11 protein-coding genes are annotated in these 14,567 nt (G+C 52.7%); 6 read left to right on the top strand and 5 right to left on the bottom strand.

The features are described 5' to 3' along the window. Positions 1 to 174: 174 nt before the first annotated feature. Positions 175 to 1,683, top strand: coding sequence for a pitrilysin family protein (locus NR177_RS12545; RefSeq protein ID WP_256852994.1), 1,509 nt, complete (start codon positions 175 to 177; stop codon positions 1,681 to 1,683). Between the two features lie 4 nt (positions 1,684 to 1,687). Here NR177_RS12545 and NR177_RS12550 read toward each other — a convergent pair whose 3' ends face one another. Beyond that, positions 1,688 to 2,560 (bottom strand): alpha/beta hydrolase, encoded by an 873-nt coding sequence (locus NR177_RS12550; RefSeq protein ID WP_256852995.1) that lies wholly within the window; start codon positions 2,558 to 2,560, stop codon positions 1,688 to 1,690. Between the two features lie 559 nt (positions 2,561 to 3,119). Then, positions 3,120 to 4,052, bottom strand: a complete 933-nt coding sequence (locus NR177_RS12555; RefSeq protein ID WP_256852996.1) for a sugar kinase — start codon at positions 4,050 to 4,052, stop codon at positions 3,120 to 3,122. Between the two features lie 268 nt (positions 4,053 to 4,320). On the opposite strand from NR177_RS12555, the gene pdeH reads away from it, so the two are divergent. After that, positions 4,321 to 5,094: a cyclic-guanylate-specific phosphodiesterase gene (gene pdeH, locus NR177_RS12560; RefSeq protein ID WP_063877878.1), complete on the top strand. Its 774-nt coding sequence runs from the start codon at positions 4,321 to 4,323 to the stop codon at positions 5,092 to 5,094. A 63-nt stretch (positions 5,095 to 5,157) separates the two neighbouring features. Further along, complete coding sequence (locus NR177_RS12565; RefSeq protein WP_172898151.1) at positions 5,158 to 7,215, top strand: AsmA family protein; 2,058 nt, start codon at positions 5,158 to 5,160, stop codon at positions 7,213 to 7,215. Here NR177_RS12565 and ppiC read toward each other — a convergent pair whose 3' ends face one another. Beyond that, entirely contained in the window at positions 7,216 to 7,497 is a 282-nt protein-coding gene (gene ppiC, locus NR177_RS12570) for a peptidylprolyl isomerase PpiC (RefSeq protein WP_063877880.1), read from the bottom strand. Between the two features lie 157 nt (positions 7,498 to 7,654). On the opposite strand from ppiC, the gene rep reads away from it, so the two are divergent. Next, complete coding sequence (gene rep, locus NR177_RS12575) at positions 7,655 to 9,676, top strand: DNA helicase Rep (RefSeq protein WP_256852997.1); 2,022 nt, start codon at positions 7,655 to 7,657, stop codon at positions 9,674 to 9,676. A gap of 30 nt (positions 9,677 to 9,706) precedes the next feature. On the opposite strand, the gene gppA is transcribed toward rep, so the two are convergent. Together gppA and rhlB are read right to left on the bottom strand one after the other, a co-directional pair. After that, entirely contained in the window at positions 9,707 to 11,191 is a 1,485-nt protein-coding gene (gene gppA, locus NR177_RS12580) for a guanosine-5'-triphosphate,3'-diphosphate diphosphatase (protein ID WP_063877882.1), read from the bottom strand. Between the two features lie 7 nt (positions 11,192 to 11,198). Then, the gene (gene rhlB, locus NR177_RS12585; protein ID WP_063877883.1) at positions 11,199 to 12,491 is read right to left on the bottom strand and encodes an ATP-dependent RNA helicase RhlB; all 1,293 of its coding nucleotides are present in this window, start codon (positions 12,489 to 12,491) and stop codon (positions 11,199 to 11,201) included. Between the two features lie 117 nt (positions 12,492 to 12,608). On the opposite strand from rhlB, the gene trxA reads away from it, so the two are divergent. Continuing rightward, positions 12,609 to 12,941, top strand: coding sequence for a thioredoxin TrxA (gene trxA, locus NR177_RS12590; RefSeq protein ID WP_003851963.1), 333 nt, complete (start codon positions 12,609 to 12,611; stop codon positions 12,939 to 12,941). 342 nt (positions 12,942 to 13,283) lie between these two features. Continuing rightward, a complete protein-coding gene (gene rho / locus NR177_RS12595) occupies positions 13,284 to 14,543 on the top strand; it encodes a transcription termination factor Rho (RefSeq protein WP_063877884.1) in 1,260 nt (419 codons plus the stop codon). Positions 14,544 to 14,567: the final 24 nt, after the last annotated feature.

Below are 14,567 nucleotides of genomic sequence, written 5' to 3' on the forward strand. Positions count from 1 at the left end.
ACCCCACTTGTTTTTTTCAACGTTTTTCACTTCGTTGCGTGACATCCCGGTCTTCCTGTGGTCAAACCTGTTGTTAATGATCGGCAGCGCGAATCGGCAATGATCGGTCCGCTTATAAACGCGGCTAAACGTGCCAGTGATAACGATTTTTGAATTGTTTGAGTAGGGGTTCACATGCAGGGCACCAGAATTCGGCTTTTGGTTGGTGGATTAGTGCTGGCAGCGACCAGTTACGGTGTGCCAGCAGAAACGCTGCAACCTGATCCAGCCTGGCAACAGGGAAGACTGGATAACGGATTTAACTGGCAACTGTTGGCAACACCGCAACGGCCAAGCGATCGCATTGAATTGCGTATGGTGGTAAACACCGGCTCACTGGTAGAAAGTGCGCAGCAAACCGGTTTCAGCCATCTTCTGTCACGTCTGGCGATGGTGCATAACACGGCGCTGGATACTAACCAGCAGCGCGCTTTGTGGCAGCAGAGTATCGATCCACAGCGACCTTTACCGCCCGTTATTTCTTCGTATGATTACACGCAATACAACTTAAGCCTGCCTAACAACCGTCCTGAGCTATTGAAAGAAGCCTTGAACTGGCTGGCGGCCACGGCAGGGGATATGGCCATTACCAATCAGGTGGTGGACACAGCCTTGTCCGCTTCTGACCCGGTAAGAACCTGGCCGGCGGATACTCAGGATGTCTGGTGGCGCTATCGGCTGAAAGGGTCGGCATTGTTAGCGCATGACCCGGCTGAAAAACCGCGCGCGCCGGTGGACACCGCGCAGCTGAAAAGTTTTTACCAGCAGTGGTATACGCCAGATGCGATGACACTGTATGTCGTCGGTAACGTAGACAGCCGCAGCCTTTCCGAGCAGATCAACAAAGCGTTCTCACCGCTGGAAGGTAAGCGCAGCACGCCAGCGGCGATGCCTACGCTGTCGCCTTTACCGCACGATCCCGTCAATCTGGTCAGCGGGGCATTAACGCAGGACAGGTTGTCGCTTGTCTGGGATACACCGTGGCAGCCCATCCGGGATTCGCAGAACTTACAGCGTTACTGGCGAGGCGATCTGGCGCGTGAAGCCCTGTTCTGGCACGTTCAGCGGGCCATGAGCAACAGGAAAGCACAAGGTGTGCAGGTTGGCTTTGACTGTCGGGTGCTGTACCAGCGCGCGCAGTGTTCCATCAATATGGACACACGCAATGACAGTCTTGAACAGAACATGAATCTGGTCGCTCGTGAGCTGGCTGCCGTTCGCGATAACGGTTTGCCTCAGGACGAGTTTGATGCCCTTATGGCGCAAAAGCTGCTGGAGCTGAATAAGCTTTTCACGACCTATGCCCGCACAGACACTGACGTATTGATCAGCCAGCGCTTACGTTCTCAGCGTAATTCAGTGGTGGATATTGCCCCAGAGCAGTATCAAAAGCTGCGTCAGGATTTCCTTGCTGGCTTAACGCGCGATCAGCTGAATCAGGAGCTGCGTCAGCAACTCAGCCAGGAATTAATGATGGTGTTGATTCAGCCGGAAGGCGAAACCGAAACCAATGTGAAAAGCCTCAAGTCGGGCTGGGATAAGCTCATGACGCCGCCCGCGACAGCGTCTGCACCGGCGACCGGCAGTGATGCCAGCCAGCCGGAGAGCAGCGCCGCAGGTGACGCAGCGCCTCCGGCTTCCTGATCCCTCAGGTTTTTGCCCTGAGCCATTCGGTCACTAACATCGGCCAACTGGCGAGGGGCAAATCCGCTACGCCACGGATACCAAAACCGTGCCCGCCCTTCTGGTAGAAATGCACTTCAACTGGCACATTGTGTTCCCGTAATGCGCTAAAAAATACCATGCTGTTGTTAACGGGGACGGCATCATCATCGGCGGCATGGATCAGCAAGGTCGGCGGTACCTGATTGTGCACCCGGGTTTCAAGAGAGTAAGCATCAATGGCTTTCTGATCGGGCCATGCTCCTAATAAGCGGGTGCGTGCGCCTTCATGGGCCAGACCGTCACGCATACTGATGACCGGATAAACCAGCACCATAGCTTCCGGGCGGGGTGACAAGTTTTCAGCACTGTCCTGAACCGGATAGAGTTTCTCGGCGAAACGCGTACCCAGACTCGCGGTAACGTGACCGCCAGCCGAAAAGCCCATCATGACGATGTACTTACCGTTCAGCCCACGCTGTGCACGTTCACGCAGTACGCGAACGGCGCGCTGTGCATCTGCCAGCGGTGCATCTGGCCCTTCATGATGCCCGTCGTAGGGCAGGCGATAGGTCATCACGGCCAGCGTATAACCCATTGAAGTAAAAAAGGTGGCGAGCGCGCTGCCTTCACGATCGATCATGATGCGTTGATAGCCGCCGCCTGGCGCGACCAGTAACGTAATTCCATTGGATTCCACGGGGTGCCAGATAGCCATTTCCGGGCAGCGCACGCCGGTTGCCACGCGATCGTAGGGTTCGTACTCTTTTGCTGTATCCACTATCTGGGGCTGAGCACGAGAATCGCTGGCACCGGGCGCATCACCATTTGGCCAGATATTAATAATTTCTGTATTCATAGCTGTGTCCTGATGCGAGAGATGTTGTCGTTGTTTTGTTCGCGGCCGTGAAAACAGCATCCTGCTGTCGCTGTTTAAAAGATGGCTTCTTTTAGCCTAATCGTCCAACTTAAAACCGCGCAAACGCCGAGATTCAGACTATACCTGGCATCAGTGATATTGCGCTAACCTGATAATTTTAAAGGAATAAAAAATAATTAAGATTAGCGGTTATTAACGGACGAGGGCGGGATGGCGCAAGAATAAAACGGGATGACTGACTTAAGCTAAATGCAGGGGGTTTCATGTTGCCCTGACGGAAACGGCAGACATAGTTCCCCCGTTTTTCTTTAAAGAAAGTGATGTGTTCCTGCGCGGCTCGCGTTGTGCAACTGGCAAGCCGGGCGCCGCTGAGCCAGAACTGCGGTGCTATAGGCTTGCATCGATCACCAGCCTGTCCCGATCGCCAGAAGGATGCCCAGCCAGTCTCCCAGTCATCGCCTCCAGGATCGCGGAAGTATGTTCCCTGGCCACTTCATGAGGCTTTTAAGGTCTTCCCCTCCTGGGCGATGCGCGGCGATTACGTGGGCATCGCTTCCCGCGGGATAATTGCCCCACGAAACTGAATAACCGTGCTGGCCGTAAGATGACCGCGCAGCGCGGCATCTTTAACAGATGCGCCCACAAGGCGTTGTGCCAGATAGCCCGCGCTGAACGAATCGCCGGCTGCAGTAGTATCGATTATCTTATCTTTCGCCAGCGTGATTGACGGAACCTCCGTTACTGGCTGGCCTTCAACGGCAATCAGACAGGATTCTGCTCCGCGCTTGATAACAATCTCGCTCACGTCCGCCTGGCGCGCCCGTGCAATGACATCCTCCACAGGCTGATTGCCCCATAACAGATGCTCATCATCTAACGTCAGGAAAGCAATATCCGTATTTTCAAGCATTTGTTGGTAGGCCTGGCGGGTACTGGCGTTATCTTTCCACAAGCGAGGCCGGTAATTATTGTCAAATATCACCTTGCCCCCGTTCCTGCGGCAGTTTGCAAGCAACTGCATGAGTGCTGCACGGCTCTGATCAGGCAGAATCGCAAGGCTGATACCGCTGAGATACAGATAGTCGTAATGCTCAAGCTGCTGACAAATCGCTTTTGCCTCAGGGCCATCAAGCCAGTATCGGGCCGCCGCATCGCTGCGCCAGTACCAGAACGAGCGTTCGCCCTCTTCATCGGTTTGGATCATGTACAGGCCTGGCATTTTGTTTTCAAGCCGTTGAATCAGTCCGGTATTGACGTTTTCCTGCTGCCAGCTGGCAATCATTTGTGCGCTAAAGGGATCGTTCCCCAGCGCCGTAACGTAATCCACCTTGATAGTGTGTTGATCGACCTGCCGGGCAAGGTAAACAGCGGTATTGAGCGTGTCACCGCCAAAGCCGCGTTTGATGTTGTCACCTTTCTCGGATAGCTCAATCATGCATTCACCCATAATGGCGATGTTTATGTGCGTCATGGTTTCAGGCCTGTCGTTAACGTTTGCTTCAGTCTCGCGTTTGTCAGCGTTGTCGTCAACGTTTTAAAACGCCGTTTTAATTTAATTTATGGTGATGTAAAGCGATAATTAACCCGATAAAGCGGCTTGTTTCGGCGATTGTCGCAATAAAAGAGGCGTAGACTCGTTGCTTCAACGTGGCCCGGTTTTCACTATGTTATCGAAACTTAAGCGATAATTACCGCTGAGCCGCCAGATGAAGGCGCTTACTATCAACCAGGAAAAGACCATGGTTATGGAGAATATTAGTCAATGGCTACCTTCTTCAACTGACATCAATCCCCAGCAGAAAAAACGTCTCTTCTGGCAGCAGTGTCAACGCCGCTATACCTTTCAGCCTATCTATAAAGTCTCAGGGCGACTGTTGGCGGTTGAACTGCTGACGGCGGTTACACATCCGTCTGAACCGACGAAAAATCTGTCTCCTGAAGCCTATTTTTCTGCGCTGGAAATCGCGCAACGCCTTGATATTGTGCAGGAGCAGTTAGAGCTGCTCGCCCAGTGGGAATCTTTTTTTGCCTGCAATAACGTCATGGCTTCAGTGAATATTGACGGCCCTTCATTGTCATTAATACAACATCATTTGCCGATTCGTAGTCTGATTACCCGTTTACCCTGGGTGCGCTTTGAACTGACCGAGCATCATGTCTTGCCTCAGGAAGAGATGGTGGCGCAAATGCCCGAGCTGGGACCATTGTGGCTGGATGATTTCGGCTCAGGTATGGCGAACTTCTCTGCATTAACTGAGCTTAAATACGACTACATCAAGCTGTCACGTGAACTTTTTATTCTGTTACGCGCGTCAGATGAAGGCCAGGTGTTGTTTCCCATGCTGCTGTCGTTGATCAATCGCTATTGCAACGGCGTGATCGTTGAAGGCGTCGAAACGCAACATGAGTGGGAGCAGGTTAAGTCGTCACCCGCGATGGCAGCGCAGGGATACTTTTTTTCACGCCCGGCGCCTTTTTCCGAACTGGAGCATCTGCCTGTACAACTTGATTGATCCCTTCCCGCGCGCTCTCGACTATCTTTAACGGAGACCGTGAAAGAGCAGGGAGGAAGCCTAATGTCACGCGCCGGAAAAACTGTAAGCTGGATTGGCGGGATTTTAGTCGTGCTGATCGTCGTGGTGGTGGTGGTCATTGCAACATTCGACTGGAATCGCCTGAAACCAACAATTAACCAGAAAGTGTCTGCGGAACTTAACCGGCCCTTTGCCATTCGTGGTGATTTGGGAATCGCATGGCAGCGTAACCGTGAAGAACCCGGATGGCGTGCCTGGATACCCTGGCCTCATCTGCACGCCGAAGACATTATGCTGGGTAATCCCCCTGATATTCCCGATGTCACTATGGTGCATTTGCAACGTGTGGACGCCACACTTGCGCCGCTGGCATTACTGCATAAAGAGGTTTTTATCCCCTGGATAAAGCTGCAGCAGCCGGACGCGCGTCTGATCCAAACCGCGGATAAGAAAAACAACTGGACCTTTACCCTCGCGAACAGCGACAGCAAAGACGACAAGGCGCCGCCATCGGCCTGGTCATTCCGTTTGGATAATATCCTGTTTGATCAGGGGAAAATCCTTTATCGCGATGCCGTTAACAAGGCTGATGTGACGCTTAACGTCAACCCACTGGGTAAGCCTGTGCCTTATTCGCAAATCGCGGGCGGTGACGACAGACAAAAAGGGGCAGGTGATTTTGTCTTTGGCTGGCAGGCAACGGGCAGCTACAACAATGAAAAACTCACGGGTGAGGGCAAGATCGGCGGCATGTTATCCCTGCGTAGCCAGACAACGCCTTTCCCGGTACAGGCAGACGTGCATAATGGCAGTACGCGCGTTCAGTTGACTGGCGGTGTGCAGGACCCACTGAATCTGGGTGGACTGGATGTGCGCCTGCGTTTTTCGGGTGATACGTTGGCGAATCTGTATGGCCTGACCGGCGTTTTATTACCTGATACGCCGCCTTATGAAACCGATGGTCGCCTTATCGCTAAATTTACGGGGAAAGAGGGCGGGGTTTTCCGTTACCAGGGGTTTAATGGTCATATTGGCGACAGCGATATCCACGGTTCCCTGACCTACAGCCAGGGCAAGCCGCGACCAAAACTGGTGGGTGAACTCCGCTCGGATCAATTACGCATGGCGGATTTAGGCCCGCTAATCGGGGTTGATTCTGGTAAGGGCAGCGAGAAAACCGCACTGGCCAAGGCGAAACGCGGTGAAAAAACCACGCAGCCTGCCGATCGTGTCCTGCCTCACGACAAGTTTGATACTAAAAACTGGAACGTCATGGATGCGGATGTGAAGTTTAGCGGCAAACGTATCGAACACAGCAATTCGCTGCCATTAAGCGATCTTTATACCCATTTACAGCTGGATAACGGTAATTTGCTGCTTGATCCGCTACGTTTCGGCATGGCTGGCGGTAACCTCAACAGTACGATTCGGCTGGAAGGCGATCGCTCGCCCATGCGGGGCCGGGCTGATATTCATGCCCGCAAACTTCGTCTGCGCCAGCTGTTTCCCAATGTGCAGGCAATGCAGAACAGCCAGGGACAACTGAACGGTGATGCCAGCTTAACCGGCACCGGTAATTCCGTTGCTGACCTGCTGGCAACCAGTAATGGTCAGTTAAAGCTGCTGATGAACGACGGGCTGATCAGCCGCAATCTGATGGAAATCGCGGGATTAAACGTTGGTAATTATCTGGTCGGCAAGCTGTTTGGTGACGATGAGGTCCGTATTAACTGCGCGGCAACCGATCTTAAGCTGCAAAATGGCCTGGCCACCCCAGGACTGTTTGTGTTTGATACGGAAAATGCCGTCATCAACGTGACAGGAACTGCAAACTTCGCCAATGAACGCCTGGATCTTTCTGTTAATCCAGAGAGTAAAGGTATTCGCGTCGTGACCTTACGCTCTCCTTTGTACGTTCGCGGCACGTTCAAAAATCCGGATGCCGGCGTGAAGACTGGTCCCTTACTGGCACGCGGTGCGGCGGCGGTAGCGCTGGGTGCCGTCGTCGGGCCCGCAGCGGCGCTCCTGGCGCTGATTTCGCCCAGTGATACGGACGATAACCAGTGCAGCCGGGTACTGCAGCAAATGAAGAAGAAGTGATCAGTTACGATAGAGCACTTTTATAATGTGGTAACCAAAAGCGGTTTTCACCGGCCCAAAAGGTTGTAACAACGGGCAGGTGAACGCCGCTTTATCAAAGGCCGCGACCATTTTTCCCCGACGGAACTCTCCCAAATCCCCCCCGTTCCGGCCAGATGGACAGAGCGAATGTTTGCGGGCAAGTTGCTGGAAGTTTTCGCCTTTTTGCAGTTTTTCCAGCAGGGCAGTCGCCTGCGCCTCGTGTTTCACCAGAATATGTAAAGCCGCGGCAGTTTTCGCCATGATGATGTCTCTGTTGTGTATAATCGTCCCCCATTATAAACCTGTCTTTTCAAATCGCAGATGCGTTAACGGCGCATATTCATTGAGTCAGTGCTGACGGGCTACCGCCCTCACTGCGGTTCGAAATCGGTCTTCTATTTCAACAGAGCGATTCCCTATGCGTTTAAACTCCAGCCAACAACGAGCCGTCGAATTTGTTACCGGTCCCTGTCTGGTTCTGGCGGGTGCAGGCTCGGGGAAAACCCGCGTGATCACCAATAAAATCGCGCATCTGATTCGTAAATGTGGCTATCAGGCTCGCCATATTGCTGCTGTCACTTTCACCAATAAAGCCTCGCGCGAAATGAAAGAGCGCGTGGCGCAAACGCTGGGACGCAAAGAGGCACGCGGCCTGATGATCTCCACGTTTCACACGCTGGGGCTGGAGATTATCAAGCGCGAATATGTGGCGCTGGGGATGAAATCCAACTTTTCCCTGTTCGACGATCAGGATCAACTGGCGTTGCTCAAAGATCTGACCAGCGAATGGCTGCAAGAGGATAAGACATTACTGCAGCAGCTGATTTCCACCATTTCTAACTGGAAAAACGATCTGGTCGATCCGCCGAAAGCGGCAGCATTAGCCCGCTCAGAGCGCGATAACCTCTTTGCCCACTGCTATGCACTTTACGATCGGCATCTTAAATCCTGTAACGTGCTGGATTTTGACGACTTAATTCTGTTACCGACGCTTCTGCTACAGCGTAATCAGGACGTCCGCGAGCGCTGGCAACAACGAATTCGTTACCTGTTGGTGGATGAGTACCAGGATACCAACACCAGTCAGTATGAACTGGTCAAGCTGCTGGTCGGTGCCCGGGCGCGTTTCACCGTCGTAGGGGATGACGATCAGTCTATTTACTCCTGGCGCGGTGCGCGCCCGCAAAATCTGGTCCTGCTTAATGAGGATTTCCCGGCGCTGGAAGTGGTTAAGCTTGAGCAGAACTACCGTTCTTCACAACGTATCCTTAAAGCGGCGAATATCCTGATCGCCAATAATCCGCATGTGTTTGAGAAACGTCTGTTTTCTGAACTGGGTCTGGGCAGTGAACTCAAGGTCCTCAGCGCGAACAGCGAAGAGCACGAAGCAGAACGGGTGACGGGCGAACTGATCGCCCATCACTTTATCAATAAAACCCAGTATAAGGATTACGCCATCCTGTACCGCGGTAACCATCAATCCCGCGTGTTTGAAAAATTCTTGATGCAGAACCGCATCCCTTACCGCATTTCCGGTGGGACCTCCTTTTTCTCGCGTCCCGAGATCAAGGACCTGCTGGCATACCTGCGAGTGCTGACGAATCCCGATGATGACAGTGCTTTTTTGCGCATTGTGAATACACCACGGCGCGAAATTGGTCCGGCAACGCTGCAAAAGCTGGGCGAGTGGGCCAATGTACGTAACAAAAGCCTGTTTAATGCCAGTTTTGATGTCGGTTTGGGACAAACGCTGACCGGGCGTGGGCTCGAACATTTGCAGCGTTTTACCCATTGGCTCAATGACATTATCCAGCTCAGCGAACGTGAGCCGGTTAATGCCGTGCGCGATTTAATACGCGGCATCGATTACGAAAGCTGGCTGTTTGAAACGTCGGGCAGCCCTAAAGCTGCCGAAATGCGCATGAAAAACGTCAATACTCTGTTTCAGTGGATGACGGAAATGCTGGAAGGTAGCGATCTGGATGAACCCATGACGCTGGCCCAGGTCGTCACGCGCTTCACGCTGCGCGACATGATGGAACGCGGTGAGAGCGACGAAGAGCTCGATCAGGTACAGCTCATGACGCTTCACGCCTCTAAAGGGCTGGAGTTTCCCTACGTTTTCCTGGTTGGCATGGAAGAAGGGCTGCTACCGCACCAGAGCAGCATCGATGAAAATAACATTGAGGAAGAACGCCGTCTGGCGTATGTCGGCATCACCCGCGCGCAGAAAGAGCTGACGTTTACCTTATGTCGGGAGCGCCGTCAGTATGGCGAACTGGTTCGTCCCGAGCCCAGCCGCTTTTTGCTGGAACTGCCGCAGGACGATGTGATCTGGGAAACCGAGCGGAAAGTGGTGAGTGCAGAAGAGCGCATGAAAACCGGCCAGAGTCGCGTGGCCGGATTGCGTGCAATGCTGGAAAAGGCGAAAAAGAGCTAATCAGTCGCTGAGCGGATGAGGTAAGCGGGATCAGGAAAGCGTCAAAGACCAGTGGACATAGGACTGATAATGGCTTTCCTGTTCAAGCAGCTCGGCCCGCAGCGGATGGACGTCCAGCCAGCCTGCCGGTAGCGTAACATGCAGGGCTTCATCATCTGCCTGCATACGAACGGCGGGTAAGGTGTCATCACGACGGCGAGTGGAGAAGATAATGGACAGTCGCAGCAGACGACATAAACGCTCGGCCAGACGCGGTGGCAGGGCATTTTGTTGCGTCAGTAGAGCAAGGTCGATGCTGCCACTTTGATTTTGCAGTAAGCAGGCAAGCAGCTTTTTCTGCGCCGGTGTAAAACCCGGAAGGTCGAGATGGCGAACCAGATAGGCCGCGTGCTGCGGGGCCTGACGAAAATCGACACTCAGCCCGATTTCGTGAATCATACAGGCACTAAGCAGTAGCTCCCGACAGCGCTGGTCTAGCTTCCAGCTAACACTCACCTGACGAAAAAAGCTTTCCGCCAGCTGGCGTACCCGGTCGGCCTGACAGACATCAATATTGAAACGGCGCTGCACATTTTGCAGCGTGCGGCTGCGAATGTCGCGATCAACAGGCAGATGCAGCATACCGTACACCAGACCTTCGCGAAGCGCGCCACCGGCCAGGGTCATGCTGTCAATATTGAGTTCCTGGAAGATGGCAATAAGAATGGAAAGCCCACTGGGGAACACTAACGCGCGTTCCAGCGTCAGGCCTTCAATTTCAAGCTCTTCGAGTTTGCCACACTGAATAGCGCGCTGCTTTAACTGTTGCAGCTTGCTCAGGGTGATGCGCTCATCCATGCCCTGGGCCACCATGATTTCCTGGAGGGCCTGAACCGTTCCAGAAGCACCAACGCAAACCTCCCAACTCTGTTTACGCAGTTCTGCTGTAACAGGTTTTAGCATCGCTTTGGCTGCTTCTTCTGCCTGGTCAAAATTTTCTTTAGCCAGGTGGCGATCGCCAAAGAAACGCTCCAGCCAGGTGACACAGCCCATTTGCAGGCTATACAGCACATTGGCATGCGAACCATCGCCAGTGGCTAACTCTGTGCTGCCACCGCCAATGTCTACCACCAGGCGTTGATCAGAACCGCCGGTGGTATGCGCTACGCCCTGATAAATCAGACGCGCTTCTTCTTCGCCACTAATCACATTGATGGCGCAACCCAGAATCTGCTGTGCCTTATCAAGGAATTCCTGCGCATTCGCCGCGATACGCAGCGTGGCGGTTGCTACCACCCGAATCTGATCGGGGGGAATATCCTGAAGCTGTTCAGAGAAAAGCCGCAGACATTGCCAGCCGCGAGCCATGGCGTCGGCGGACAGACAATTCGATTTATCCAGGCCAGCGGCCAGGCGCACCTTGCGTTTGATTTTAGCGATGGTCTGAATACTTCCCGACACTTCGCTGACTACCAGCATGTGAAAGCTGTTAGAACCTAAATCAATGGCAGCATAGAGAGTCGATGCGCTTAGCATGGTCAACTTAACCCGAACGTTTACGGTTGTTATGACGTGGTGCACCGCGGCGGCCGGTATTGTTGCCTCCACGACGCTGACCGTTGCCTGAACGACTACGCGTCAGACGTTTCGGTGGCGGTAATTCACTTAACAGCGCATCGCTGTTGTACTTGCTCACCGGGATACTGTGACCAATGTACTCTTCAATGCCAGGCAGATTTAACGCGTACTCTTCGCACGCCAGGCTGATAGAGTGACCGCTTGCGCCCGCACGGCCAGTACGGCCAATGCGATGAACATAGTCTTCGCGGTCGTCAGGCAGATCGTAGTTAAACACGTGGGTAACGGCGGGAATATGCAGGCCGCGTGCTGCCACATCAGTTGCCACCAGGATATCAATATCACCTTTCGTGAAGTCATCCAGGATACGTAAACGTTTCTTCTGCGCCACGTCGCCGGTCAGCAACCCGACCCGATGGCCGTCTGCAGCCAGATGGCCCCAGATGTCTTCGCAACGGTGCTTGGTGTTAGCGAAAATGATTGCCCTGTCGGGCCACTCTTCTTCTACCAGCGTCTGCAGCAAGCGCATTTTCTCTTCGTTTGACGGATAGAAAAGCTCTTCTTTGATGCGATGACCGGTTTTTTGTTCAGGCTCAACTTCAACGTATTCGGCACTGTTCATGTGCTCGAATGCCAGTTCACGCACGCGGTAAGAAAGCGTGGCAGAGAAAAGCATGCTCAGGCGTTGGGTCGCGGCAGGCATGCGGCGGAACAACCAACGGATATCTTTTATAAAGCCGAGATCGAACATGCGATCGGCTTCGTCCAGCACCATGACCTGAATGGCACCAAGGTTGACGTGATTCTGCTTGGCATAGTCAATTAAACGGCCGGTGGTGCCCACCAGAATGTCGACACCTTGTTCCAGCACTTTTAACTGTTTGTCGTAGCCATCGCCACCGTAAGCCAGACCTAATTTAAGGCCGGTCGATGCCGCCAGAGGTTCCGCATCGGCGTGAATTTGCACTGCAAGTTCACGTGTCGGTGCCAGAATTAAGGCGCGCGGTTGGTTAACCTGGCGGCCCTCTGGAGCAGGGTGAGAGAGAAGATGATGAAACGTTGACGTTAAAAACGCCATCGTTTTGCCGGTACCGGTTTGCGCCTGACCTGCGACATCACGCCCTGAAAGCGTAAATGGCAGTGCTAACGCCTGGATAGGCGTGCAGTTATAAAACCCTTTAGTATCAAGGGCTTCCACCACCAGAGGGTGCAGGGCGAAGTCGGAAAACTTCTGTTCAGTTAAGTGTGTTTTGCTCATAGTGTGGTAGAATATCAGCTTACTATCGCTTTACGAAAGCGTATCCGATGAAATAAAGTCAACCAACATTGGTTTATATTACGCCAATTCGCCAGGCACAATCTTGTGGAGTAAAACATGAGCAGCGATAAAATCGTTCATCTGACCGATGACAGTTTCGACACCGACGTGCTAAAAGCCGACGGCGTTACACTGGTAGATTTCTGGGCTGAATGGTGTGGTCCTTGTAAAATGATCGCGCCCATCCTTGATGAAGTTGCAGAAGAGTATGATGGCAAACTGACCATCGCTAAGCTGAATATTGACGATAACCCAGGTACTGCGCCGAAATACGGCATCCGCGGTATTCCTACGCTGCTGCTGTTTAAAAACGGTGAAGTCGCTGCAACGAAAGTGGGCGCATTGTCCAAAGGTCAATTAAAAGAGTTCCTGAACGCCAACCTGGCGTAATCAGGCAGAACGTCCGGCAGTGGTTAAATTTTTGCCTGCTGCTGGACGTTCGCTTTCAAGCGTGCTAACTTATTTTCACTGCACTATGAACATACCTTGTAGTTAGCATTCAAAGTTTTCTCTTGTTAGACCCTGTCATACTGTACCTACCAGCGGTTTAGCAATCTAACGACTAGCTCTACTCTGACTAAGTCGACCGTCTCCTCGCTCCCAGTCATTATTCAAGACGATGATCGTTGAGAAGAGTTGAAAAAAGTCATTAACAGAACAGGCATGGATTAACTGCCATACCATTCACGACAAACATTTCGAGTATTACCCCGAGTTTAAGAACCCATCAATATGAATCTTACCGAATTAAAGAATACGCCGGTTTCTGAGCTGATTACCCTCGGCGAGAATATGGGGCTGGAAAATCAGGCTCGTATGCGCAAGCAGGACATTATTTTCTCAATCCTGAAGCAGCACGCGAAAAGCGGCGAGGACATCTTCGGTGATGGTGTGCTGGAGATATTGCAGGATGGATTTGGATTCCTCCGCTCTGGAGACAGCTCCTACCTCGCCGGTCCTGATGATATCTACGTTTCTCCCAGCCAAATTCGCCGCTTTAACCTCCGCACTGGTGACACCATCGCCGGCAAAATCCGTCCACCTAAAGAAGGTGAGCGCTACTTTGCCCTGCTGAAAGTTAACGAAGTTAACTACGACAAACCAGAGAACTCGCGTAACAAGATTCTGTTCGAAAACCTCACGCCGCTGCACGCTAACAGTCGTCTGCGTATGGAGCGGGGTAATGGCTCTACTGAAGACTTAACCGCTCGCGTACTGGATCTGGCGTCACCGATTGGTCGTGGCCAGCGTGGTTTGATTGTGGCACCGCCAAAAGCCGGTAAAACGATGCTGCTGCAGAACATCGCGCAAAGCATTGCCTACAACCATCCCGACTGCGTGCTGATGGTGCTGCTGATCGATGAACGTCCGGAAGAAGTCACCGAGATGCAACGCCTGGTCAAAGGTGAAGTTATTGCTTCTACCTTCGACGAACCGGCTTCGCGTCACGTTCAGGTGGCCGAGATGGTGATCGAAAAGGCCAAGCGCCTGGTTGAACATAAAAAAGACGTCATCATTTTACTCGACTCCATCACGCGTCTGGCCCGTGCCTACAACACCGTTGTCCCGGCTTCCGGTAAAGTCTTAACCGGTGGTGTGGATGCCAACGCCCTGCATCGTCCTAAGCGTTTCTTCGGTGCGGCACGTAATGTGGAAGAGGGCGGAAGCCTGACCATCATTGCGACGGCCCTGGTGGATACGGGTTCGAAGATGGATGAAGTGATTTACGAAGAGTTTAAAGGTACCGGTAACATGGAACTGCATCTCGCGCGTAAAATTGCTGAAAAACGTGTCTTCCCGGCGATTGATTACAACCGCTCCGGTACACGTAAAGAAGAGCTGTTAACTTCTCAGGAAGAACTGCAGAAAATGTGGATCCTGCGTAAGATCATTCATCCAATGGGTGAAATCGACGCAATGGAGTTCCTGATTAACAAGTTGGCCATGACCAAAACCAACGATGAATTCTTCGACATGATGAAGCGTTCTTGATCCTTTAAGGCGTCATCCAACCAT

Source organism: Pantoea sp. Fr+CA_20 (assembly GCF_024520835.1).
In the GTDB taxonomy this organism is placed as follows: domain Bacteria; phylum Pseudomonadota; class Gammaproteobacteria; order Enterobacterales; family Enterobacteriaceae; genus Pantoea; species Pantoea allii.